Source organism: Vibrio sp. 10N.286.45.E10 (assembly GCF_002874195.2).
Lineage (GTDB): Bacteria > Pseudomonadota > Gammaproteobacteria > Enterobacterales > Vibrionaceae > Vibrio > Vibrio crassostreae.
Genome location: NZ_MCWD02000004.1, coordinates 14,455 through 40,006 on the forward strand (window position 1 = coordinate 14,455; position 25,552 = coordinate 40,006).

Here is a 25,552-nt window from a genome sequence, read left to right on the forward strand (position 1 = left end):
GCTCTTAGCGAAGATTTTAGACATTTGAACAAAGCGGTATGTTTCTATAACGCTTTGTAAGTTTTTGACGTTTTAAGAGCGGTTTGTAGGGCAAAAGTCATCGACTTTCTTTGAACTAAGACCTGCACTCTGATACCCATTTTTCGTACTTTATGAACTTTGGGTTTCAGATTAGTTATGTTTGGTCAAAACACATCCGTCCTAGTGCGTGGCTTTTTTGGCGAAACTCACAATGGGGCAAATGCGCCTTACATAGAGGTCATCAAAATCATTATAAGGCTGGTTTAATTAAGTTCGAAAAGCAAAGGTTCTTGCTTCCACTCCGCAGGAAAGCCCATTGCAGATATAAAACGATTGGCTATCGGATATTTATCAAACAAGTGGGCTAACGCAGGTCCAAGCTTTTCCTCGAATTTAAGCCCTGAGTATATTCTTTGTAACGCAATTACCGAAGTATATAAGCGGTTCAACTGATCTTCTTCCCGTTTGTTTGGGTTTGGTCGAGTTCTTACTAAAGGAATGCCGTTGCTCATAATTCGTTTGATACCGTTTGGTGCGGGTAAGTTACGTGAGAATAGGCGCGTGTGATGGCCACAATGATTTCGAACTTGTTGTAGGGCTACCATCCATGAACAAAGTGAAGTGAAATTTTCTACATCGAGTTTTTTCTTCGCAAATCGGTCTAGTTTTAAGTCGCGAACAGATTCAAGGCTTAAGCTTTGCATCAGATTTACTAGATTGCCGAATGTCATTAGTTCAATAGCCACCCAACCCGGAGGAAGATCTCGGTAGAATGGACAAAACTCGTTGTAATATTTTTTTTGGTAATGCTGTGCAAAAAGTTCCTGTGAGCCTATAAACATATCGCGAACTCGGCTAACAGTTTTGACTTGGTTACCATTATTTACAAACAAGGCTGAATCTAAATACCAGAAAGGGTTGTTTGTTTGATTTGTCATCCATTGATCAAAGGAAGAACGAACTCCAACTTCAACTTTTTCAATTATATTAAAGAGATAACTACGCAGCTCGGCATCAAATTGATAGAGTTCGTAACCATGAGAAAAGAATGTATCTCCATTATACATCTTTGTTTCGGCATCTTGGAAAGGTGATAAATAAGCCTTAAAGCGATAATAACTGCAACGGCTTAGGATATTGGCAGCGAACTTTTTAGCTTGTTCATCTTCAAATTTTAAACCTTGTTCTGCTAGCTTGGTGCAAAGTTGTTCACTGGTAAGGTAAGGTTTTCTGTATGGCACTAAATCCGTCATGCGCATCTCTGAATTTTAGGCAAAAAAAAGCTTCCACTCTTACGAACCGAAGTTCTGGAGGAAGCCATTGTTAAGCTCATTATAATCAATTTTGGTTGAGATTCAAATTACTTAATGCCCAAATGACATCTTCGCTGTAAGGCAAGATCATTATAAATTTGAACTTTTCCTAATTTAAGGGATCAGATCTGGTAACTATTATCCATTTAGAGCCTTTTCCAAGGGCGAGAATATACTTTGTTAATCTGATGTAAAAAGAACTTTTTCCCTGTAATCTTTATTCCATGCGGCTTGGTTCATCTTTCTTGGTACAGACAAGTTACCCTCTGATTTTCTAAATAGGTTCTGCACAAAGCGACGACAACAAGCCATATTCAACGCCGAATCCCCGGCGTAAATTCGCTGCTCGTCTTCTTTAAAAATAACGTCCAACGCCCAGTGCTGCTGATTCTCTATGTGCCAGTGCTTTCTTGTTGCCTTTGTGGCTAACTCTAAAGATAAATAGTCTGTGCAAATATAGTACGAAGTTTCATAACTCCCTTTCCCTTTGACACTCCTATCTCTTACCACTGCAACAATGCTTTTTACTAGACACCACTTCTCTCTGAGTTCTTCGCTAAAGGCTGCAGGAAGCACGTAAACCTCACGAACCTCTTTTCTACCATGCCCTTTATCTTCCGTAATGTAAGATTCCTGTTTATCTTCAGGCAAAGCCCAATAGTCTTGGAATTGCACATCAATTTCTGCTAATAAACTTGGTTGATTCAGTTTAACTTGTACTAGGATATCTCCACCTTTATCAACCACTTTATTCAGTGTTTCAACCTGACAATGCAGGGCATCAGCAGTTAATAAACATCCTTTGATATCTAAAGCGTCTAGCATGTTTCTTATTGCTAGCAGCTCCATACCTTTGCCGTCACAAGGTTGGTGTGTGAGAGTCAAACCCTCGTCTACATCAAATGCCGAAACCATATAGAGGGGGTGCTGTTGTTTGCTTGCTTTTGCCCCTTTTAGAACCTTCCCATCAACACTGATTATAGGCTGAGCATGCTTCTCTCTGTGCAAATTGACCCAGCCCACCATAGCTTCCAATAGCGTCTCTGGCACAACGGAGCTCATGATCGCAGCTATATTATGTCGAGTGGGAAGACCATTTTCGTAGGGGAAATACTCACGTAACCACTCGATATTTCCTTCACCGAAATCCTTAATCTCTGTCCATTTATTTTGACCACAAATCATGGCTGTTATGACCACGAAAGCGACTTCCATAACAGGATAAACTTGATTGATGTGCGAACGGGTATCTTTCACTTTTTTAAGTTTCTCAATGATAATCATGTGCGAATTTCTCATGTTTTTTTACTTCATGATCAGATCGTGATTATCTAAAAAAGTTCCCTGTAAAATAAATCCTTTATTTTCAATGATTAAAGTTCGATCCCGCCCTTGTTAGCGGACAGGCCTTTCGCACTCTTAACAACCGTCGACCGAACCATGTCACAAGCTGTTGGTGAGGCTTTATGCTATCCGAGATTTCCATCGTCCCGCTCATGATATTCCACATTAATTATGTATCATTAAGTTTAATTTAATCACAACCTGTACTTTTGTAGCTATAGTTATTGTTGACATATATATCAATAAATGGGTTATTAAACTATGAGTGAAGAATTAGTAGAAGGTTCATCCTTTGATAAAGTAATAATCTTATTAGAAAAATTACCATTAGAGCAGGTGATAGCCTTAAAATCTCATGTAGATCTACTCTTAAGTGATCCTACACACCTCCCTAATCAGGGCAAGATCATGAACATTTTTCGCCCAATGGTTGACTAACGTTGACCTGATGGGTTGGTTGTGATCTTATTCTCCTCTTTTGAGGAGCACCCATGAATTTAGATACCATCAAAACGTATTTCAGCATCATTCGAGACGAACGACAAAGCGCAAAAGTAGACTATCCTCTGTTCGACATTTTATTTGGTTCAATTTGTGCCGTAATAGCCGGAGGTCAAGGCTGGACTGATATTCGCGAGTATGTTCTCGGACACCATGAATGGTTTCTTAAACATGGTTTATTCGAAAAAGGTGTGCCGGTTGATGATACCTTTGCTCGTCTGATTTCAAACATCGACCCGGCAGAGTTCCGAGATTGCTTTCTAGCCTGGATGAAAGCAGTGCACAAGTTAACTGGTGGTGAAGTGGTAGCCATTGACGGCAAAACTTTACGGGGTTCCTATGACAGAAACGACAGGCAAAGCACCATTCACATGGTGAGTGCTTATTCCTGTGCTAATCAACTCGTATTAGGTCAGCTAAAAACCGATGCTAAGAGTAATGAAATCACAGCGATACCTGCACTCCTCCAGATGCTCGACTTACGAGGTGCTATCGTGACGATTGATGCGATGGCCTGCCAGACTAAGATAGCAAAGGCTATCACGAGCAAAGGCGGTGATTACTTATTATCGGTTAAGGGTAATCAAGGCAAGTTAGCGGCCTCGATTCAGTCCGCCTTCTCCTCACGCCGGCGAGATCCGATTGACTGGGATAGGTATCAAGTTGAGAAGCAGAAGGGCCGGATTGAAGCGCGTACTTGTCATATCCTGAGTGCTCGTGAGTTGGAGGGTGACTTCTCCACTTGGGATAGGTTAACCAGTATTGTGATGGTCGAAAACTACCGAGCAACAAAAGGCAAGGCTCCAGAGTTGGAGTATCGTTACTACATTAGTTCAGCAGAACTGACCTCAGAGCAGGCAAGAGAGGCTATCCGTGCCCACTGGGGCATTGAATCCATGCATTGGATTTTAGATGTCAGTATGGGTGAAGATGCTTGTCAGATTTATAGAGAAAATGCTGCTGAAAACATGGCGGGATTAAGACATATGGCACTGAACATGCTCAGAGCTGAGTCAACCAAGATTAGCGTACCGATGAAACAGAAGCGGTGTATGATGAAGCCTGCCTACTTGGAACAAGTTCTTATGGCTGGATTTACATCGATGGCTAAATCTTAACCATTCATGCGGACGCCCTGATGCTCTCGCCCTGTTAGATCAGTTAACTTCTTTAACTGGTACCTGATGGGAATTACAACTACACTGATTTTTATCGAGCGAACAATAGGTCAATCACTACTAACAACGCAGAATAAAATTTCCTGAATTAATTATTGTTAGACGAAAAGTGAAGGTTATATAATGAAATTAGAAAAAAGACTTATAGTAACGTCAACAGTGTCTATAATCATACAGATAATATTAATAATCTCCTCTTCCTACTATACATACAAATCTCACATTGAAACTCAGATAGAATTCTTATTATCGGAAGAAAATAAAAGATTCGAGTGGATAATAGAGGAGAAAATAGATCACATACTATCGACATTATCAACGATAATTATAATAATTGAAAATAACCTTAACCCAGAAATAAGACAACTAGATTTTAATGAATATTTTCTTGATAATGAAAAAAATACATTATATTACATAATAGATAACAATAGAGATGCGAAATATACAACAGAAAGAAAAACAATAACAAACGATAAAAACGGAAACAATGAAATTTATAATAACATTATAGCTGAAATATCGAAAAAAGATATTGATGAGTATTTGGAAATTATAGAATTCAAAGAAAAACTTTGGATTAAGCTGATAAAAAAAATAAATAAAAATAAAAATAAAAATAAAAAAGGTTATAGTCACATAGCTCTGATATATCCTCTAGATTTCATTATAGAATATATGGATGCATCCCATATGGGCAAGGGGGGATGGCATGCATTATATAACAATAAAAGCCTGATTCACTATAATGGAATCACTTTAGAACATGATATTCCACTTGACAAATTAGAATTAAAAAAGAGAAATGCCGATAGTTATTTATATAAGGAATCATCATTTTTAACTCTTCATTACATTGTGGGGTGGAGACCCGAAATCTTGTTAGATATATTCGGGAACACTTTGTATATTGGCCTTGCACTTTGTTTATTTATCATAGCAACCTCAAACCTCATACTGATAAGTCATATTGATAAATTTATAATACTACCAATAGAGAATATTATTACTCAATTAAAAAGATCACAAGTAAATCTTAGAAGCGTTTCAATACCAAAAGACATGGATAGGGAACTAAGAGAGCTTTTACTTTTGATGGTAAACTTTAATAAGAAACTATCAAGACAGAATCGACGAATAAAAGATATTACATACTTTGATAGTTTGACCCGCCTGAGAAATCGAGTTTTTTTCGAGGACTATATAAATAATTTATTCTCAAAAGATTGTGAAGTTATCTCTGGCTTTTTATTCTTTATCGATCTTGACGAGTTCAAGATATTTAATGACTCATTAGGTCATGAATTTGGTGACAAGGTGTTACAGGAAACGGCGAAAAAACTCAGTTTAGTGATGATGAACCCAAAATATATCTCAAAAAACTGCGAGTATGTACTATGTCGATTCGGAGGAGATGAGTTTTCTATTTTTGTAAAAACAAAGGATACGAGTTTCAAACCAGCTAATCTGGCATCAGAAATAATCCATGAATTCAGAAAATCCACTGTAATTAATAATCAAAAAGTCGTCATAAATCTAAGTATCGGCATAGCTACGACTAGAGATAGTATTATAGATCACAAAGATTTAATGAAAAAAGCAGATATTGCAATGTATGATGCTAAAAAAGATGGAAAAAACACTTATAGATTTTATAACATAGATACTAATATAAAAATAAATGAGATTTTTTTAGTTCGAGAAATGTTGAGAGAGGCTATACCGAATAATGAGCTAGAAGTATACTACCAGCCTCAAATAAGCATAAGAACAAATGAAATTATTGGATTAGAAGCGCTACTAAGATGGAATAGTAGTAAATATGGAAAGATTTCTCCTAAAAGGTTTATCCCGATAGCAGAAGAGTCTGGTTTAATATTAGAGATAGGAAAGTGGATTATACTAAAGGTTATCGAAGACATGAAATATCTTGACTCTTTATCAGGTGGAAAAATGTCCATTTCTATTAATATATCCCCTATTCAATTGAATAAAGGTCAAGTATTAGGTTTAATTAAGAATATCTCTAGAAAGAGAAATATAGGTTTAAATAGAATAAAACTAGAGATAACTGAAAGTGCCATTGTAGCAGGTTCAAATGCAACCGATCAAATTAAGAAGTTAAGTGATGCAGGCGTGAAGCTTTCTTTAGACGATTTCGGAACAGGATTTTCATCCTTAAGCATGATCAAGGATACGCCAATCTCGGAGTTAAAAATAGATCAGATATTCGTGAAAGGGATAGAAGACGGACTTAAAGGGAAGGCATTAGTAAAAACAATAGTAGACCTTGCAGAGAATCTTGGAATAAATGTTGTGGCAGAAGGTGTTGAAAATAAAATGCAGTTAGAATATTTGAAATCAATTGGTGTCGATATTATTCAAGGCTTTTATTTTTTTCAACCTATGAGCATAAAAGAACTCATAGAAAAGCTCGAAGATACGAGTAACTGAGATTTGCTCTAGTACTCATCGTTTACTCTGTTACTGAACACTTACGGCGTTGTTGATCAAATCAGCTTGAAGGTCAACGACGCCATATGTGACTCACCGTTAGCTTCGAACAGGCATGCCTAGTCCTATGACTTTGTTTATAGCTTTGACATTCGCCATGATTTCACCCACTTGAGCGTTGTAACACCTCAAGCTCAATTTACCGCTGGTTAGTCCTTTATATCAAGACATTGCGGTCTCAGATATTGAGCGATAGTGATAACCAGACTCGGATTTCCACTCCGCTATTGTTCCGTTTTTCAGGGCCTCTACAGCTTCATTTCTGGGATGCCCATCTTCCCAAAACGCTGCATTCTTTCGAGGTGATCTGCACCAGAAGTTTTGGACACTGAGTTAAGTGAGTACAATCACTAACGAGGTGAACAATGACAACTAAGAAAACACGAATCAAACATGCTCCTGAATTTAAATCCGAAGCACTTAAGTTGGCAGAGAAAGTCGGTGTCGCTGCTGCGGCACGACAGCTATCGTTGTATGAATCTCAAATTTATGGATGGCGTAAAGCCGTCAAAAAAGATGCGAAAATCAGCGATAGAGAAAGGGAACTCGCCACTGAAAATGCCAAACTCAAACGGTTATTGGCTGAGCAAGCTGAAGAGCTAGATATCGTAAAAAAGGCCGCCACCTACTTCGCGAAAAATCTAAAGTAGATTGCTATGAGTTTATGCTCGAACACCTTATGCAATATAGGATTGTCCGTATGGCTAAGGTGTTTGGGGTTTCTCGAAGTGGGTTTTATTATTGGATTGATAATCGCCATAAAGTCACTCAACGCAACGAGCACCGAAAGCAGCTTGACAGCAAAGTTCGAGAAGTCTTTGATGATAAAAAGGAACGCGACGGTGCAAGGCGTATTCAAAAAGAACTTGAGGCAAATGGTAATAAGCACGATGTAAAAACCATTGCCACGAGCATGAAGCGCCAGAGCTTAGTCGCGAAGGCAGCCCGTAAGTTTAAATGTACGACAGACAGCAAGCATAGGCTTCCTGTTGCCCCGAACTTGCTAGAGCAAGATTTTAATGCGACAGCACCAAACCAAAAATGGGCTGGAGATATTACCTATCTAGCGACAAGCGAAGGTTGGATGTATTTGGCGGTTGTTATCGACTTGTACTCACGGCAAGTAGTTGGTTGGTCAATGAGCACCAGAATGACCGCGACTCTGGTCTGTGATGCGCTATCAATGGCATTGTTCCGTAGAGGCATGCCCGAAGGGGTAATTATCCATAGTGATAGAGGTAGCCAATATTGTTCAAAAGATTACAGAGACTTAATCTCAGCCCATAATCTAAAACAAAGTATGAGTAGGAAGGGAAATTGCTGGGATAACGCCTGTGTTGAAAGCTTTTTCCACTCAATGAAAGTAGAAGCCGTTCAATACGAGCCGATAATGACGCGAGAAGAGATGCGCCAAGCACTTTTTGAATATATCGAAGTTGATTATAATCGAACAAGAAGGCACAGTGCCCTTGGGTATCTAAGTCCAGTTAACTTTGAAAAACAATATGTCGCTTAATGCGGTGTCCAGTCTAACTGGAGCAGATCAGTTTCAATTGTTGACTCAGTATAGTCACACCGTACAGTCATATCAGTTTCAAATACGAACACCTTGCAGTCACGCCGTACAGTCATATCAACTTCAAATGTAGGTACGGTATAGTCATGCCGTACAGTCATGCCGCTTTCAAATACTGACATCGTATAGTCACGCTGCACAGCCATATCAATTTCAAATACGGCCTCCTTACAGTCAGGCTATGCAGTCATATCTAGTTCAGAATTTTTAGGTATAGGGTCAGGGAAAACAGCGATATTTAAACAATTGAAATCATTAACAATTACTAATAAAAGTCAGCATCTAAAGGCACAAACGCCCTCTAGCCATTAACATATAACCAGGTATTCAAACCTTTTGTGCGCAGAGTAATTAGTCTAGAAACTATTGATCGCTCGTTGTTGTTCAGAGATGTTAAACCCATACACAACGGGGCTTGCCGATCATTATATTCATGATCGCTCATTGCTGTGCAGGGATGTTAAACTCATATACAGCGGGGCTTGCCGATCAATACATTCATGATCGCTCATTGCTGTGCAGGGATGTTAAACCCATATACAGCGGGGCTTGCCGCTAAATACATTCATGATCGCTCACTGCTGTGCAGGGATGTTAAACCCATACACAGCGGGGCTTGCCGCTCAATACATTCATGATCGCTCATTGCTGTGCAGGGATGTTAAACCCATATACAGCGGGGCTTGCCGATCATTATATTCATGATCGCTCATTGCTGTGCAGGGATGTTAAACCCATACACAGCGGGGCTTGCCGCTTAATACATTCATGATCGCTCATTGCTGTGCAGGGGTGTTAAACCCATACCCAGCGGGGCTTGCCGCTTAGGCCGTTCATGACTGATCAGGGATAGAATCCTAAAACAAAGACCATTGCTGCTGACTATATTAAGAGGAATTGTTTGATTGAAAATATTTTGGGAGATTGATCACATAATAAGAAAAGTTTCACACAGTGATGCAATTCAATATAAACCACTGAATTTATTTATTTTTTTTAGATTTTTGTAACTTTTCTAATGAGCGATCATGGCAGTTTGAAAGTGAATCAACCATCACTCACATATGCATAACCTGTGGATATCGTGTTTAAAACCCAAATAAGTTGTGGAAAGTAATTGAGCGATCATGAACAAGCAATTGAGCGATCATGAACAAGCAATTGAGCGATCAAAAGATCTAATTGAGCGATCAAATGATCATTGTAGGATCTATCCACAGACCCATTTTATGACTGATTTGAAATGAGCGATCATAAATACAAAGGGACAAAATATTCGCATTTTTAAGTAAAACATAGGCTTACGTTCATCTCTTATATCAATGTACTAAATTGAGCGATCAAGAATTGTATAAGGGACTTAAGACATTAGATATGGGTGTAATCATATTAATCATTAAACCTTTATCAACTAAAGAAATCATTTTTAAAAAGATCATATTATTAAGAACTTAAATCAGAATAGAATGGATGCTAATGACATGGTTGCTTATTCTTGTTCAACGGTTATGATTAAAGCATCATGAAAAACAGTGATAAAGCACATGCCGATAGAACTCAACGATATCTCACAAGAATTGCTAGGAAAAATTGACCTGAAAAGGCGTTTTACTCTTTTTCTTTTCGATCCAGCTGATGTCGAGTTATTTGATACAATTCAAGATATGAGTTTAGGTTTAAAGCAACGCATTATTGCTCAACATCTGATTACTTTAGCTAAATCACACAGTGGCATAGCCAATAAGGTATTTCAAGAAGGCGTCGAAGCACGTTATGAAATTAAACCTGCAACCCTTCGACGTACTCTTATGGAACTTAAGAACTTAGGGTTCTTAGTCTTACATGAAGTCACTCACAATGGTCAAAAACGGGCTACTTCAAATATTTACACCTTAGCGAAAAAAGTCGACCTAGCCATAATTGCCGATCGTGATTCTCTAACGGATCGCAACCGTCCCAAAGGCAATAAAAAATCCAATCGTGAAAGTGTAAAAAATGCTCTTCAGAAAAAATCACTATCTCAGCAGGATATTGATCTGCGACCTTATCTTCCGAGAGGTGTGCCTTATGATAAAGAAATCTTACCTACTGAGTACATAGCACTGGCTCCAAACAAACGAAATGGCAGCCCTAAAGTGCTTGTCCAATTCAAGCATCCAAAAGGTGGTAATTATACGGTTGCAGCAAAGGGACATGAACAAGTGTCAACTAAGGGTGCTATCCAAACATTAATGGCACTATTGTCGTTAGCTATTGCATATAACGCCCGGGCGATGAAGACCAAGCGGTTTTCGCGCCCGTTTGAAAATACTGAATGTGCTGCAAAACTAGAAGAAATCTTGTATCTACGTGGTTTGAGTGACAACGGTCAGACTCGTGATCGTATAAGAGAACAAATTCAGGAATTACGTCACACGGTTTATGAATGGACAGATCTGGACGGTGTAATTGTAGATGAAGAGCTTCAGAAACTTTTCACGCAAAAAGACTTCCAGTTTATTATTGAACTTGAAACTAACTCGAAACTCGCTCCCGTTATCAATGAGAACGGCGTCGAAGTAAAGCCGACACTGTTCTTCTATACATTTCATCCCAAACTAATAGAAATCCTGGCTAAAAAAGAAGTATTTTTCACTTTACCTAAACAGATTGCAGTTGGTGATCCTCTGTTACTGCTCTTCTACATGTGTCTACGTGTAAGGCGAGTAGCGTATGAGTCTTTGGAGCTATCGTTAATTGCCGAACATATGTTTTTCGATGGGAGTGATAAAAAGCTTCATAATGACATCACAGCCGCGTTGGAAATCTATAAATGTAAACCCGGTGACATAGTAATGCGCAATGATCAAATGATTACCAAAGACTACAATTTGTGCGGGTACTATATTTCATTCACAAAAGATCAAGATGGTAACTACGTGGCCGTAATTGATTGTGATGAGCAACAAATGATAGAAGCGACAGGCTCAACGTTCAAGGAAGGCAAGAAGAATGCTCCAACGATAATGAACCCGTTGGTAAACAAGTTTGCGTTAGCTGATGAGATGAAACGTAACGTCCTCGTAGATGCACTTCGCGATGACCTATTGTTTAAATATGTAACACATACAACTAGGCGTTTCGCGAATTACCGAAAATTCAAATTGTTAGAATCTGAATACACGATATCTGCCTATGACGATGAAAATCACATAGACCGTATTGCTCATTTAGTTTCCATAGATTTAAATGCCAATAAAGATGTTGCTGTAGAAGCGCTACATAAAGTGCAAGGACATCTTAAGAAACTCACTTATGGTGAGACAATCATTGAATCCGAGCACTTCTACAGTTTGATGAGCCGTTTAGAAACTGGCCATAATATCAAGTTATCGAAAAGTGAGTTAATCGACAGTGTAAAGCGATTGAGAGCCAAGAGGTTTAACCAGTGGGTTAATGGAGAATTAGATGAGCTTGCCGCTTTCATTTCATCTAAGTTAGCTCAAGTAAGCTAAAGAGACTGAAGCTTGTAGAGAGTCGATATAGCAACTAAGTATCGTTATCTAGTACAAAAAAAGAACCATAGGGTTCTTTTTTTGTTTAAAAGAGTTCTATCGTAAGCGCCAATAACTCCGCATTATTTCGCGACTTAATTTGAACCCTGATAATGACAGCACTCATTACTCATACAAGGTTCAATTATGTCTATTTCTTACCAACAGTGGCAGCAGCACATCGATGCATGGCAACAAACTAAGCTCACTCAAGCCCAATATTGCCGCTCTCACCAAATCGACCAAAGTCAGTTTAGTTACTGGAAACGTAAAGGATTGGAGGCGTCCAACACGAACACGTCTCTTCTCAATTCACTATCGCTCAAGTGGAAATGCAGCATACCTCCTCAAGCCTTTCAGTAACCTTGCCTAGTGGTCTATTGATTGATGGGGTTGACGAAATGAATGCCCATGTCGCACTCAAACTGCTGGAGAAGTTAACCTAATGCAACCAACGTTAAGACCTGCTCACCATCTGCCTGCTGTTTATCTTTACCGTGACCCTATTGATTTTCGAATAGTCACACAATGGGTTGAGCGCACTCATCGAAATGGAACTTGGACACAGCCCATTCAGTGGCCACCTCTATGCGTTTACCAACAAACAGCGTAACAAAATTAAGTGCTTGTTCTGGGAAGATAATGGTTTTGTGATGTACTACAAATCTTTAGCGGAAGAAAAGTTTAAATGGCCAAAGCGCTCCGACGAGGTAGTCACTCTTACTGGGCAGCAGCTAAATTGGTTACTGGATGGGTACGATATTACCCTAATGAAAGGTTATAAAAAACTCGAATATGAGTCTTTATTTTAAGGAATTTAATGCCTTATTTTGGTAAAATAAAGCCTCTTGACATAAGGTGTTAAAGGCTATTTTACCCATGAGTTTCTCTTCCAAAACATTGACTGAAATCGAGCAGCTTCGTGCTCAGTTAGCAGAAAAAGAAGCGAAACTTTAATCTCAATCCGAGCGCCTTCAATCTCACTCAGCTCGCATCGCAATTTTAGAGGAAGTGGTTCGCCACCTAAAACTCAAACGCTTTGCACCAAGTAGCGAGAAAACCTCCGTAGACCAATTTTTATTGTTCGATGAATCAGAGCTGTGTACTGACCCTGACCTGACTGCTTTTGAAAATAACCAAGATAACAAAAGGGGTCAAGACGATAATGATACTAAGCCTCGTGGCCGAAAACCGCTATCTAAAGACTTACCGCGTGAGCAAATCTTCCTGTACCTAACAGATGAAGAAAAAATAGGGGCTAAGAGCACTTTCTTTGCAAAAGTGAAAGAAGAGCTCGACATCGTGCCGGCTAAAATTCGTGTCCTGGAATATATGCAAGAGAAAGCGGTCTTTGATGATAAAGAAGACGCTCAATATATCATTACGGCTCCGTTGCCAAAGCATCCGCTTCCTGGCTCTATCGGTAGCATTAGCCTCATCGCTCACGTCATTACCTCAAAATACGTCGATGGATTACCGTGATATCGTATCGAAAAGATGCTGAAACGGTATGGCGGTGGCCTCTCTCGAACGACATTAGCTAACTACGTAATTAAGGTCTCAGATGTGTTTCAACCCCTCATCAACCTATTACGTGAGCAGCAAAATGCAGGTCGATACATCATGATGGATGAGTCGCCACTTCAGGTACTTAAAGAGCCTGGTCGTGCTGTGACATCCGATAAATATATGTGGGTCTCATTAGGCGGGCCGCCAGATAAGCAAAGCGTTCTGTTCCACTACGATCCGTCTCGAAAAAAAGAAGTACCACTTGAGCTTCTCGATGGCTTTAAAGGCTACCTGCAAACCGATGGTTATGCGGGCTACAATGCTGCCTGTGAAAAATACAGTCTTATTCATGTTGGCTGTATGAATCACGCACGCCGTAAGTTCATCGAAGCGCAAGATGCACAGCCGAAAGGTAAAAAAGTAAAAGTGAGTAAAGCTGATACCGCGCTCGGTTACATCAATACACTTTACCGAATTGAGCGTAAGCTGACTGAGTTAAAAGAAACTGAAGAATATACGCCAGAGCAAGTCGTAAAATACCGCTGCGAGTACAGCATCCCAGTGCTAGATAAACTGAAGGTGTTTTTAGACAAGACCATTAATCGAGTACCGTCAGACAGCTTAACGGGTAAAGCGGTCAGTTATATGTTAAATCAATGGTCAAAACTGGTGGCTTACTGTGATAACGGTGAGCTACGCATCAGTAATATCATGGCAGAAAATGCAATCCGCCCATTCGCAGTGGGTCGAAGAGCTTGGCTCTTTGCTGATACGCCATCAGGAGCTCAAGCAAGTGCGACTTGCTATAGTTTGATTGAAACGGCGAAATTAAACGGTCTTGAACCTTACTCCTATCTTCACACCCTTCTCAGTAAGCTACCATACGCAGAGACGTTGGAAGACATAGAAGCGCTTCTACCTTGGAATCTAACCAAAGCCTAACGGCTTCGGTTCTCCTCATCAATACGCCGAGTAACTGGCGCTTACAAATGTTTATCAGTTAACGTTACAGTCATTGCTTCATGTTTCACAGTTGTGGTTGCCGTTTTTGATTGGGATTGGTTTATCGTCGCGGGTTCAGCGAATACCATCATTGAGGTTGTAAAAAAGATCGTTGCTAGTGCGATTTGAGCGAGCGTTTTAATTGGGCTGTATCCTATTGGGTTATGATTAATAGCTGATACAAGCACTATAAAAATTATGTGGCGGTCGTTCTTATCATTTTATGCCACGGTAAGATTTATACTGTGGATGAATGTTCTGTTCGGGTATTATTTTCCAACGCCCAAGCATTGAGAAACTTACTCATTGCCACATCACTAATACTGCTGCGATCGAGAGTAATATGAGCGCAACAATGTCTTTGCGCGCGATGCTTTGCCCCAACCAGAAGTAAGATATCAACACCATAAAGACCACCTCAACTTGCCCCAACGTTTTCACATAAGGCACGGCTTGAAGTGACATCGCACTAAACCAGCCAAGAGAACCAATCACACTGGCTAAGCTTGTCATCACCACCAATCTCGACTTCTTGAATATCTGGTGTAACGTGTCGCGTTCTCTGAAAAAGAGGTACGTACAGATAATCACTGTTTGAAGGGAAATAACTAGGAACAGCACCCACGCTGCGCTGTGAGGGAAGGGTAAGCCAATGCTCAAGCTAGCTTCACGTACCCAAAGAGACGTTAAAGCAAAGGCGGTGCTACACGCCATACCTAACAAGAACACTTTCGGGGACAAGCTTCGCCAGCCAGAAGCGCTACTCATGATTAGCACGCCTAAAGTACCAATAAGTACGCCGACCCAACCTGTCACTGTTAATGCGGAGCCAAAAAACAACACGGAGAGCACCGCAGAAACAGGAGCTTCACACTTGGCTAACCCAGCGCCTATCGCATAGTTTTCTAGCTTGAACAGCATCACCATTAAGCCGGTCGCGAGGATCTGCATAATGGCGGCAGCAACAATATAGAAAACAAATTCACCCGAAAAGTCGGAGATAGCTACAGGCTGCCATTGATAGAGGGTGTAGAGGTAAATAAGGGCTATTGGGCCAGCCCAAATAAAACGCGCCAACGTCACGCCAGCCACGCTCATGGTGCCACTGAGTTTGCTTTGAAAGGCATTGCGCCAAGATTGGCTAAAGGCTGCGAGAAGAGTAAAGGCGATCCAACTAAAAGACATGACGCTTCCATGTGTGATGTAATTTGATGATGATACTAACAAAAATCACATGATAAGAAGCGACATGGTCTGATTATAGCCAGAGGCTCAGCTTTATTCTCTATTCAGTATTAGATCGCTCTTCAGAAGAGCGGCTGTTTCTTGGATTGAACTGGTATTAGTCGTGCTACTTACTTTAGAAGAAAGAAATCCGGTAGCATAAAGTGAGACTAAACAAGCTATATCAGATAACAGCCCTTTTTAGCGTGTCTTTGCTTTTGCGAGGTTTTTCAGCTTTTCGTATGTCAGTGGCTCTTCTCCTATTGTCCATCCTTGATGGTCCAGAAAACCCCTGATCAATTCTTTCTCTTTCCTCAGTCTCTTTTGTTAAGGCTAGCGCATTTTAACCGCAGACTCTAAAAGCACTGAGCGGTATTCATCATTCAGTGCTGCATTCTTTTTCTTTCGAGCCATACTCATCTTTTGGGTTGTATCAAACTTAAACAAGTTGAGGGCTATTTTCCTTAACGCATTAAAAGCCAACGCGCCATTTCCTTTTCTAACTCGGCATTCATCTTCTCTGAAGGTCATGTCTAACATCCAGTGCATACTCTCTACTTGCCAATGACCACGGACAGCTTTAAGTGCTTGTTCTGCATCTAATTCCAGTGAACTGATATACCAACGAGTCTCTTTGCTAACCTTGCCTGTTATGGAGTGCTCGACCTCAGAAGTGATTTTAATAATGCTTCTAAGTCCCTCCCACTGATATTGTTTAGTCAGCCATTCTTTATCAACCACAAGGTGCTCACAGTGTCGCGTCTCGATTCGACCATGTCCTGCGTCTACATCCGTGTGTTGAGCATCGTTCTTCTCGGTGAATTGCTCTCGACACGCCTTATGCCACCAAGCTTCTAGCTCTGCCTGCATCGTTGAGTGATTCCCTTTTAGGGCCAAGACATAGTCCGCTTTGCTTTGAACTATTTGTTTGGCAATCTTGCGCTGACAACCCATCGCATCGAGTGTGATGATGCAGTTCTCTATATCAAGTAAGGTTAACAATTTAGGAATAGCGGTTATTTCATTGCTTTTATCGTCAACGGCGGCCTGACCTAAAACAAGTTGGTTGGAGCAACTCCACGCACTCACCGAATGAAGCGGATTTTTTCTTCCGCGAGTATCGAAAGAGTGGCGTGCTGTTTTGCCATCTACGGCAATGATATCAGTGCCTGTCGTTTGAACTAGCGTCTTCATCCACGACTGAAACGCTTGCTCAATCTCATCTGCTCTGAGTTTGGTGATAACTCTTGCAATTGTATCGTGACGAGGGATGCCATTGAGGAATGGACGGTATTTACGAAGCCAATCTAAACGATTATGGCCGAAATCTTCGATGTCCTCCCAGCCCTCCGCGCCAGAAATCACCGCACTAATAGCAAGTAAAAGAATATCTAAGAGTTGGTGTTTTTTACATCGTTCAATGCGAGGGTCAACGATGTTTTCGAAATGCTCTAGAAACGAATCAGACATGGAAAAGACTCTAAATGGATAATAGTTACCAGATCTGATCCCTTAAATTAGGAAAAGTTCAAATTTATAATGATCTTGCCTTAGAGGTAAAACACGATCGCTTAATTAAAAATCTTTTCAGAAACTTGCCAGTGAATCTGGTGCCAGTTTGGTACCCGTCCATCATGTGAACAAAGATGAAATCCGGGGTAAACAAGAGATTACGAAGGCATCCAAACCAGCGCGATCAACGCAAAGCATAAAACAGATTCCTAAAAATTACGCTGCCTGGGACTAATCCAGAACAAGAAGAAATTGAAGAACATAAAAATCTCAGGGACGTTTTATAAGTAACCTATAACACTCTAATAAAGTACCGATATCTGGTGCTTTTTATTCATCAATTTTCGCACTCTTTGTAAACTATCCATAATGTCTCTTTTAGCTTTTCTATAAAGTTGGTGTAAAACGACTATAAACGATTAACCTCCCAAAGGATTTTTCCTCCAAAAGCTTTATTTTTAAAATATACATTTATAAATGTGAAGCTTGATTTTTTGATATTAATCAGTGATTTATCTGTTTTTATTGTATTCCTTTGTTAAGATTAATTGTAACTTTTATGTGTTTCAAATGCGATCATGTAGAAATTTTATTAGATTCTTTGTTTTTGTTTACATGGATTTTTTTATGTGTCATTGTAACAATCAATTGATGATGCTGACTAAGATGGAGTAGGTAATATGAGCCGACAGATTGAGACACTAAAAGAATTGGAAACCATAGCGCAAGGAGCGTCAAATCTACTCGCTCAACGTGAAGATATTCGACCAAAACTTCCTAGAACGTTTGACCGACCAGATGCGGTTGAATATTTGAAATGTGATTATCGCACTATTGAAAAACATGCTGCTGAACTTGGTTTTGATCCTAAGGCTCACGTATCGAGTGGAATTAATTGGATGCTCGATATTAATCAAATCTATAAAATTCGTGATGCCTTACCAGAAAGCACCATCCTCAAAAAAAAATTAAAGCCTTTTAATCGTAAGAAAAACCAGAAAGCACAAGTCTTAGTCGTGCAGAACCAAAAGGGTGGCGTGGGAAAAACTCTGAGTTGTATCACAATTGCTACTGGTATAGCGATGGAATACCACGAAGGTTATCGTATTGCAGTCATTGATATGGACGGTCAAAGTACATTGAGTTCCTACCAACCTTCCTTAGACGGAGAAGAGCGACCTACAATCGGTGAGCTGATTCAAATTGACCCTCAAACAGAAGGTTATCGAGCTCTAATTCGATCGTCAGTTTCTGACACGACAATCCCTAACCTTAAAATTATACCTGCTGCTCAGGGAGATAGGGATATCGAAGCTATTTTCCATGAAGGAGTGTTTTCTAACTCAATTTCTTCACCATATTCGCGTTTGAAAGCGGTCATAGAAGCAATCAGTGAAGACGTGGATATCGTTTTGATCGATACCCCCCCTTCTTTGGGCTACGCCTCAATTAATGCTTACAATGCTGCTACTAGTGTAATAGTCCCTCTGGGTGCAAACCAAAACGATACAGATGCAACGTGTCAGTATCTAAGCTATCTACCGAAAATTTATAAAAACCTTATTGCACAAGGTCATCAAGGCTACGATTTTATTAAGTTCTTGTTGACCAATTATGAGGAAAATAGTGCATCCTCACTTGAAGTAAGAGAGGAACTCAATGAGCATTTCAACGGATACTTATTTTCTACAACCTTTAAAAAATCTGAAGCAGTTAGATTATGTTCGTTAGATAGAAATACGGTTTACGATTTATCTAAATCGATGTATTCAGGTCATAAAAGCACGTTCAAGAATGCGAAGCTGAATGCTGATCAGATACTCATGGATATCATGCTTCAAGTTAGAAAAATATGGGATAAGGAAAATAAATAAATGAACAAACGACGTGCGGCTATTCAAGCTGCCCTAGCCAGTAAAATTGCAGCGAAGCCAACCAAAGTGCCTTCTATGCCTTCAGGGGATATGGATAGTGTATCTGAAGCAAAGATTGATGTAGAACTTAATTACTCGAAGTTATCTGATAGTTTGGATAAAGCCGGCATATCATTTAGTGATTTTCTCCAAGAGCATTCCGGCATTGTTTTGTCTAAACCAGAAAGAAAACTGACTACCCCTTCTGGTGAAGTTTATACAGTCGCTACATCGTACATGTCGTATGAGCAGTTAAAAGAGCTTTGCGTCATTGATAGTGATAACGTCAGAGATATCTCCGAACGTACAGAAGAAGCACTAGCTGACATTATTGATGAAATAGGTATGGGGCTTCAACTAATGCCAATCATCGCTTATGTCGATAACAACGGGAAGCACTCTATTATGGAAGGTTCTCGGCGCTTCGCTTCTGCATTGCATCGTAAGGTAGGTTTAACGGTAGATATCTTTGACTGCAAACCAAATCTAGAAACGATTAGATGGGTAGTTGAAACTTCAGATAGGAAAAAAGGGTTCTCCTATTATGAAAAAGGTAAGCTCTACACTAAACTGATGGAAACACACAATTGGACTCAAGCTGAATTGGAAAGGGAACGTGGGTATACCCAACAAGATATAAGTCTCAGTATTGCATATTATTCCTGTCCAACGCCTTTGCTTGAGTTACTACCTGTTAAAACACTGCCGCAGGCATATGTATTAAAGCTAAATTCAGCGACAAAGGCTGTGCTGAATAAAAACTTGCTCAATGAAACAATAGAAGATCTAAAAGAAGCAACGCTTGATATCGAAACAGTGTCATTAGATAAACAGTCTAAGATGGTGGTCGATAAATGGCATGAACTGGCAAAAAAACTCAGTGCTAAGAAAACAAAAAGTGTAACACCGGTCTTTGAATCTGGAGAAACGAAAGCTTTTGTGAAACGAACGAAAAAAGGAAGCCATATTACTCTACAGGGCTTGCCTAGAGACCTCGAAAAGGATGTATTAGAGGCGATAGAGAAACTAGTCAATGGTAGTAAAAGTATTTCACATTTATAAATGTGAAATGTGTATTTACCTTTAAAAGCAAAATGGTTACGACACTTTTTTGTTTTTAACGTGTTAGGTTTTCTAGTAGTTATGAATGTCACAATGAGAGGCTGATCGCAGCTATCAACGCTACAAGTCGCCTTTCATTGAAGCAAGCTTTGCTTTGAGCGTTACCCTTAGGGCAAGGCTTTTCGCTCGAAGGTAAGGAATCTCAATGTTTCCTAACCTGAAAAATCGCAACCTAACTCACGTCAGAATGAGTCCCGGACAGACCTAACGTCTGCTCTACAATCTAAACTCGGGTGTTAATTGAACACTTTCACGCTGTTTTCGCTATTTCAGATACACTCATCCTGCGAAATGCCTAAATTGACCTTATTTGGGATTGAACCAGAGCATGATGGACCAGCTCTGACAGCGCCTCTCCGGCTCTAAAGAGAAGAAACGTTAAGCGGTGACCACAAAGAATGCACTCAAACGGGTCAACCTTCACATACCCTTTCAGCATAGCTGCGTAACCGGGCATTTCAGGTAAGTCTTTAGGGGTGATGCCCAAGGCATCGTAGACCTTAGGGAGCATCTCACCACGACGTCGGTTTGATAGAAAACCGACGTATCGAATCATTTTGAAGTGCTTATCTGGAATATGCTCAATCATGCGCTCTATCAGAGCTTCTGGACTCAAAATGATGGATTCCGTTCGACCCTTCCTATGATTAAGATAATCAAATGTCACTAATCCTCCTTGGAAATCATGTTGTAACCTAGACGCCGATATCGGTGGTCGCTTTAGGTATCGACCCATGTAGGTCATGGTGGGGGTCACATTGACCGTTTTCTTAGCAAAGTGCAGTTTCCATCGTCGGCAATATTGGCTGGTTAAAAATCGGGACCAATCTTGCTCATTACGAATGAAAGGGCAGTCCTCTCCACTCAAGTCTAACTCTGAGTAATTGGAGCTGAGAAGTTGAGTGATGGCGGTACGCCAACACTTCTCAGTGGTCTTAGCTTTAAAGAAAATGGGCTTCCATAGACCTGCCCTCTTACATAAGCCCCCGCGGGTGACAGATGAGTGGATGTGCACATTCCAATTCAGATTTCTCCCGTAGGTATGAAGTGCACAGAACACGCCAATATCGATATCGAGTTGCTTTGCCCATCCTAAAAAGATTTTGGCTGCACAGCTAAAGAGATGATTGAGAAGAAAACGATTATCCCGAAAGATTGGCCACAACGTGTGTGGTAGCGTCAACGTTACGTGTTGATACTCACACTCAGGAAAGACATGTTGTTGCTTTCGTATCCACTGCTCTGTGGCTTTTATGCCACAACTGCTGCAAAAGCGAGATTTACAGGTCTGGTGAATGTATTTGTGATGGGTGCAGTCAGCATGACTGCATCGATACTCTTTAGAGCCAAAAGCAGCGGTACTGCAAGCGAGCATCTTGGTGACGTTTTCAATGACGACGGTTCGGAGGGTTTCTCGGTACTTATTGAGGTAGTTCAGCCAAGTATCGTTGGCATTAAAGAGTTGTTTGATGAGCTTATTCGGATGCATAACCTATGGGATAAACGAGCCATGTAAAGCACCCTAGTAGGTTGAGTCTCTTTGTTTTCGGCCGTAGGCCGCTAAGGCGACACCGTCGCCGATTCAAATTGACTTGAGAAAATATCGTCGTTGGTATCAGCAAAGTGAGGTTTCAGCTGATAAAAGGCCTATATGCATCGGGCCGCCATTATCAAGATATAGACAGCTGCATTTTGAAGGATAAATGCGCCTTTCCTCAGAACGTCACGAGGAACCTTCTATTCTTCTAAGGCCTCAAGCTCAGTTTCAAGCCAATCTCTTATAAAATTTATAGAGACAAAATAAGAATAACGCTCTAAATGAACAGCTTCACCTTTTTCAAGTAGAATCGGAGGTTCATAACCTATACCATGAATAACACCAACTAATTCTCCAGAACTGTTTATGACAGGCCCACCGGACATTCCAGATATTTGAGGAGCTGTATTTAAGCTATAATTACATTCGGGGTAAGTTTCAATTATGACATCCATAATATATACTCCTTCCCCTTTAACTACCTTTCCCGATATGTCATAACCATGGTTAGTCAGAGCTTCTCCTGAGTGTATCATTCCTAATCTCATCTTATTTCGATCCTGGTTATTTTCTTCAATCAATGCAACATCACAAGTTGGATGGTAAGCGATAACATTACTATAGTCATACTTAGCTACATGTGCAGCCGTTAAACTTATGGAGTCTGTGATAGGAATACCAGAACCATTCCCACCAAAGATAAAAGGTAGCAGTATTGGTAGATAGTTGATATCCGGTGGGGTTTCATCAAAATGTAAATCACCGTTATTTACATGTAGACAACCTTGAATTAGTAGTAAACATGAAACGGTCCCACTTAAAAAAATTTTTTTTATCAGTGGTAAATTTATTTCATTTCTAGTTTTCAAACTGCGCAATATAAGAAATAAGACGTTTTTTAATGTGTAATTATTAAAATGGTAAATCATATACACCTCTCTTCATAATGTTTTTAGCATAGTTTACCTCCCGATAACTTCCATATTTTGAAGATGAATTTAAAATTTTTTGTACAGGTCAAACGGTTTATTACATATTTAATAATTACCGAAATACTATCTTTTTCTTTTTAAATCAGTAACTCTTTATTTGTTACTCCTTACTCCTTACTCCTTACTCCTTACTCCTTACTCCTTACTCCTTACTCCTTAAAGGGCGGGATCGAACTTTAATCATTGAAAATAAAGGATTTATTTTACAGGGAACTTTTTTAGATAATCACGATCTTATCATGAAGTAAAAAAACATGAGAAATTCGCACATGATTATCATTGAGTAACTTAAAAAAGTGAAAGATACCCGTTCGCACATCAATCAAGTTTATCCTGTTATGGAAGTCGCTTTCGTGGTCATAACAGCCATGATTTGTGGTCAAAATAAATGGACAGAGATTAAGGATTTCGGTGAAGGAAATATCGAGTGGTTACGTGAGTATTTCCCCTACGAAAATGGTCTTCCCACTCGACATAATATAGCTGCGATCATGAGCTCCGTTGTGCCAGAGACGCTATTGGAAGCTATGGTGGGCTGGGTCAATTTGCACAGAGAGAAGCATGCTCAGCCTATAATCAGTGTTGATGGGAAGGTTCTAAAAGGGGCAAAAGCAAGCAAACAACAGCACCCCCTCTATATGGTTTCGGCATTTGATGTAGACGAGGGTTTGACTCCCACACACCAACCTTGTGACGGCAAAGGTATGGAGCTGCTAGCAATAAGAAACATGCTAGACGCTTTAGATATCAAAGGATGTTTATTAACTGCTGATGCCCTGCATTGTCAGGTTGAAACACTGAATAAAGTGGTTGATAAAGGTGGAGATATCCTAGTACAAGTTAAACTGAATCAACCAAGTTTATTAGCAGAAATTGATGTGCAATTCCAAGACTATTGGGCTTTGCCTGAAGATAAACAGGAATCTTACATTACGGAAGATAAAGGGCATGGTAGAAAAGAGGTTCGTGAGGTTTACGTGCTTCCTGCAGCCTTTAGCGAAGAACTCAGAGAGAAGTTAAGGCAAGATCATTATAAATTTGAACTTTTCCTAATTTAAGGGATCAGATCTGGTAACTATTATCCATTTAGAGTCTTTTCCATGTCTGATTCGTTTCTAGAGCATTTCGAAAACATCGTTGACCCTCGCATTGAACGATGTAAAAAACACCAACTCTTAGATATTCTTTTACTTGCTATTAGTGCGGTGATTTCTGGCGCGGAGGGCTGGGAGGACATCGAAGATTTCGGCCATAATCGTTTAGATTGGCTTCGTAAATACCGTCCATTCCTCAATGGCATCCCTCGTCACGATACAATTGCAAGAGTTATCACCAAACTCAGAGCAGATGAGATTGAGCAAGCGTTTCAGTCGTGGATGAAGACGCTAGTTCAAACGACAGGCACTGATATCATTGCCGTAGATGGCAAAACAGCACGCCACTCTTTCGATACTCGCGGAAGAAAAAATCCGCTTCATTCGGTGAGTGCGTGGAGTTGCTCCAACCAACTTGTTTTAGGTCAGGCCGCCGTTGACGATAAAAGCAATGAAATAACCGCTATTCCTAAATTGTTAACCTTACTTGATATAGAGAACTGCATCATCACACTCGATGCGATGGGTTGTCAGCGCAAGATTGCCAAACAAATAGTTCAAAGCAAAGCGGACTATGTCTTGGCCCTAAAAGGGAATCACTCAACGATGCAGGCAGAGCTAGAAGCTTGGTGGCATAAGGCGTGTCGAGAGCAATTCACCGAGAAGAACTATGCTCAACACACGGATGTAGACGCAGGACATGGTCGAATCGAGACGCGACACTGTGAGCACCTTGTGGTTGATAAAGAATGGCTGACTAAACAATATCATTGGGAGGGACTTAGAAGCATTATTAAAATCACTTCTGAGGTCGAGCACTCCATAACATGCAAGGTTAGCAAAGAGACTCGTTGGTATATCAGTTCACTGGAATTAGATGCAGAACAAGCACTTAAAGCTGTCCGTGGTCATTGGCAAGTAGAGAGTATGCACTGGATGTTAGACATGACCTTCAGAGAAGATGAATGCCGAATTAGAAAAGGAAATGGTGCGTTGGCTTTTAATGCGTTAAGGAAAATAGCCCTCAACTTGTTTAAGTTTGATACAACCCAAAAGATGAGTATGGCTCGAAAGAAAAAGAATGCAGCACTGAATGATGAATACCGCTCAGTGCTTTTAGAGTCTGCGGTTAAAATGCGCTAGCCTTAAGAGAGAAGTGGTGTCTAGTAAAAAGCATTGTTGCAGTGGTAAGAGATAGGAGTGTCAAAGGGAAAGGGAGTTATGAAACTTCGTACTATATTTGCACAGACTATTTATCTTTAGAGTTAGCCACAAAGGCAACAAGAAAGCACTGGCACATAGAGAATCAGCAGCACTGGGCGTTGGACGTTATTTTTAAAGAAGACGAGCAGCGAATTTACGCCGGGGATTCGGCGTTGAATATGGCTTGTTGTCGTCGCTTTGTGCAGAACCTATTTAGAAAATCAGAGGGTAACTTGTCTGTACCAAGAAAGATGAACCAAGCCGCATGGAATAAAGATTACAGGGAAAAAGTTCTTTTTACATCAGATTAACAAAGTATATTCGCGCCCTTACTAGAAACACTCGCATTATGCTTAATCTGTACTAACATGTAATAGTATACAAGTTTTATATAATGAACTGGCTAGATAATAACTAAAATTATTGTAGATAATAGATTTTGCCCCTATCAGGGAGAAATGGAC

The 25,552-nt window shown here is 40.1% G+C and carries 18 protein-coding genes and 3 pseudogenes; 14 read left to right on the forward strand and 7 right to left on the reverse strand.

What is annotated here, in order from left to right; genetic code table 11:
- Positions 1–284 precede the first annotated feature (284 nt).
- Together BCU34_RS23715 and BCU34_RS23720 are read right to left on the reverse strand one after the other, a co-directional pair.
- Entirely contained in the window at positions 285–1,274 is a 990-nt protein-coding gene (locus tag BCU34_RS23715) for an Abi family protein (RefSeq protein WP_102479025.1), read from the reverse strand.
- Positions 1,275–1,514: 240 nt separating this feature from the next.
- A complete protein-coding gene (locus BCU34_RS23720) occupies positions 1,515–2,618 on the reverse strand; it encodes an ISAs1 family transposase (protein WP_413286284.1) in 1,104 nt (367 codons plus the stop codon).
- A gap of 321 nt (positions 2,619–2,939) precedes the next feature.
- Between BCU34_RS23720 and BCU34_RS23725 the strand changes: the two genes are divergently transcribed.
- The 3 genes from BCU34_RS23725 (at position 2,940) to BCU34_RS23735 (ending at position 6,811) form a co-directional block, all read left to right on the forward strand.
- The gene (locus tag BCU34_RS23725) at positions 2,940–3,116 is read left to right on the forward strand and encodes a hypothetical protein (protein ID WP_413216403.1); all 177 of its coding nucleotides are present in this window, start codon (positions 2,940–2,942) and stop codon (positions 3,114–3,116) included.
- Positions 3,117–3,169: 53 nt separating this feature from the next.
- Positions 3,170–4,297 carry an ISAs1 family transposase gene (locus BCU34_RS23730; protein ID WP_102480625.1) on the forward strand — a complete coding sequence of 376 codons (1,128 nt, stop codon included), beginning with the start codon at positions 3,170–3,172 and terminating at the stop codon, positions 4,295–4,297.
- A gap of 183 nt (positions 4,298–4,480) precedes the next feature.
- Positions 4,481–6,811, forward strand: coding sequence for a putative bifunctional diguanylate cyclase/phosphodiesterase (locus BCU34_RS23735; protein ID WP_108145242.1), 2,331 nt, complete (start codon positions 4,481–4,483; stop codon positions 6,809–6,811).
- Positions 6,812–6,910: 99 nt separating this feature from the next.
- Here the strand turns inward: BCU34_RS23735 and BCU34_RS23740 are convergent.
- Positions 6,911–7,174, reverse strand: a pseudogene (locus BCU34_RS23740) (IS5 family transposase); the annotation flags it as partial.
- Between the two features lie 62 nt (positions 7,175–7,236).
- On the opposite strand from BCU34_RS23740, the gene BCU34_RS23745 reads away from it, so the two are divergent.
- From BCU34_RS23745 to tnpC, 6 genes are all read left to right on the forward strand, one after another.
- A protein-coding gene (locus BCU34_RS23745; protein ID WP_102480628.1) for an IS3 family transposase occupies positions 7,237–8,387 on the forward strand; the annotation gives its coding sequence in 2 pieces (ribosomal slippage) (positions 7,237–7,480 and positions 7,480–8,387; 1,152 coding nt in all).
- Positions 8,388–9,991: 1,604 nt separating this feature from the next.
- Positions 9,992–11,941 carry a replication initiator protein RctB domain-containing protein gene (locus tag BCU34_RS23750; protein WP_102478702.1) on the forward strand — a complete coding sequence of 650 codons (1,950 nt, stop codon included), beginning with the start codon at positions 9,992–9,994 and terminating at the stop codon, positions 11,939–11,941.
- Positions 11,942–12,127: 186 nt separating this feature from the next.
- Positions 12,128–12,343 carry an IS66 family insertion sequence element accessory protein TnpA gene (gene tnpA / locus BCU34_RS23755; RefSeq protein ID WP_240698030.1) on the forward strand — a complete coding sequence of 72 codons (216 nt, stop codon included), beginning with the start codon at positions 12,128–12,130 and terminating at the stop codon, positions 12,341–12,343.
- A 170-nt stretch (positions 12,344–12,513) separates the two neighbouring features.
- A complete protein-coding gene (tnpB, locus tag BCU34_RS23760; RefSeq protein ID WP_258186899.1) occupies positions 12,514–12,792 on the forward strand; it encodes an IS66 family insertion sequence element accessory protein TnpB in 279 nt (92 codons plus the stop codon).
- 199 nt (positions 12,793–12,991) lie between these two features.
- Positions 12,992–13,462, forward strand: a complete 471-nt coding sequence (locus tag BCU34_RS23765; RefSeq protein WP_371958115.1) for a hypothetical protein — start codon at positions 12,992–12,994, stop codon at positions 13,460–13,462.
- Positions 13,463–13,468: 6 nt separating this feature from the next.
- Positions 13,469–14,431 (forward strand): IS66 family transposase, encoded by a 963-nt coding sequence (gene tnpC, locus BCU34_RS23770; RefSeq protein ID WP_371958117.1) that lies wholly within the window; start codon positions 13,469–13,471, stop codon positions 14,429–14,431.
- A gap of 363 nt (positions 14,432–14,794) precedes the next feature.
- Here the strand turns inward: tnpC and BCU34_RS23775 are convergent, their stop codons facing one another.
- Both BCU34_RS23775 and BCU34_RS23780 read right to left on the reverse strand, forming a co-directional pair.
- Positions 14,795–15,676: a DMT family transporter gene (locus BCU34_RS23775; protein WP_102478699.1), complete on the reverse strand. Its 882-nt coding sequence runs from the start codon at positions 15,674–15,676 to the stop codon at positions 14,795–14,797.
- A gap of 372 nt (positions 15,677–16,048) precedes the next feature.
- Positions 16,049–17,185 (reverse strand): ISAs1 family transposase, encoded by a 1,137-nt coding sequence (locus tag BCU34_RS23780; protein ID WP_413216426.1) that lies wholly within the window; start codon positions 17,183–17,185, stop codon positions 16,049–16,051.
- Between the two features lie 722 nt (positions 17,186–17,907).
- Between BCU34_RS23780 and BCU34_RS23785 the strand changes: the two genes are divergently transcribed.
- Positions 17,908–19,101 carry a ParA family protein gene (locus BCU34_RS23785; RefSeq protein ID WP_102530508.1) on the forward strand — a complete coding sequence of 398 codons (1,194 nt, stop codon included), beginning with the start codon at positions 17,908–17,910 and terminating at the stop codon, positions 19,099–19,101.
- Positions 19,102–20,202 (forward strand): hypothetical protein, encoded by a 1,101-nt coding sequence (locus tag BCU34_RS23790; protein WP_102478882.1) that lies wholly within the window; start codon positions 19,102–19,104, stop codon positions 20,200–20,202. It abuts the gene before it with no gap.
- 355 nt (positions 20,203–20,557) lie between these two features.
- On the opposite strand, the gene BCU34_RS23795 is transcribed toward BCU34_RS23790, so the two are convergent.
- The gene (locus tag BCU34_RS23795) at positions 20,558–21,751 is read right to left on the reverse strand and encodes an IS91 family transposase (protein ID WP_102478881.1); all 1,194 of its coding nucleotides are present in this window, start codon (positions 21,749–21,751) and stop codon (positions 20,558–20,560) included.
- 248 nt (positions 21,752–21,999) lie between these two features.
- Positions 22,000–22,728, reverse strand: coding sequence for a trypsin-like peptidase domain-containing protein (locus tag BCU34_RS23800; RefSeq protein ID WP_102530509.1), 729 nt, complete (start codon positions 22,726–22,728; stop codon positions 22,000–22,002).
- A 359-nt stretch (positions 22,729–23,087) separates the two neighbouring features.
- Between BCU34_RS23800 and BCU34_RS23805 the strand changes: the two are divergent.
- From BCU34_RS23805 to BCU34_RS23815, 3 genes and pseudogenes are all read left to right on the forward strand, one after another.
- Positions 23,088–23,807: pseudogene (locus BCU34_RS23805) on the forward strand (ISAs1 family transposase); the annotation flags it as partial.
- Between the two features lie 84 nt (positions 23,808–23,891).
- On the forward strand, positions 23,892–25,028 hold the full coding sequence (locus BCU34_RS23810; protein ID WP_413216405.1) for an ISAs1 family transposase: 1,137 nt from the start codon (positions 23,892–23,894) through the stop codon (positions 25,026–25,028).
- Positions 25,028–25,399 (forward strand): annotated as a pseudogene (locus BCU34_RS23815) (ISAs1 family transposase); the annotation flags it as partial. The gene BCU34_RS23810 and the pseudogene BCU34_RS23815, both read left to right, overlap by 1 nt.
- Between the last annotated feature and the right edge of the window lie 153 nt (positions 25,400–25,552).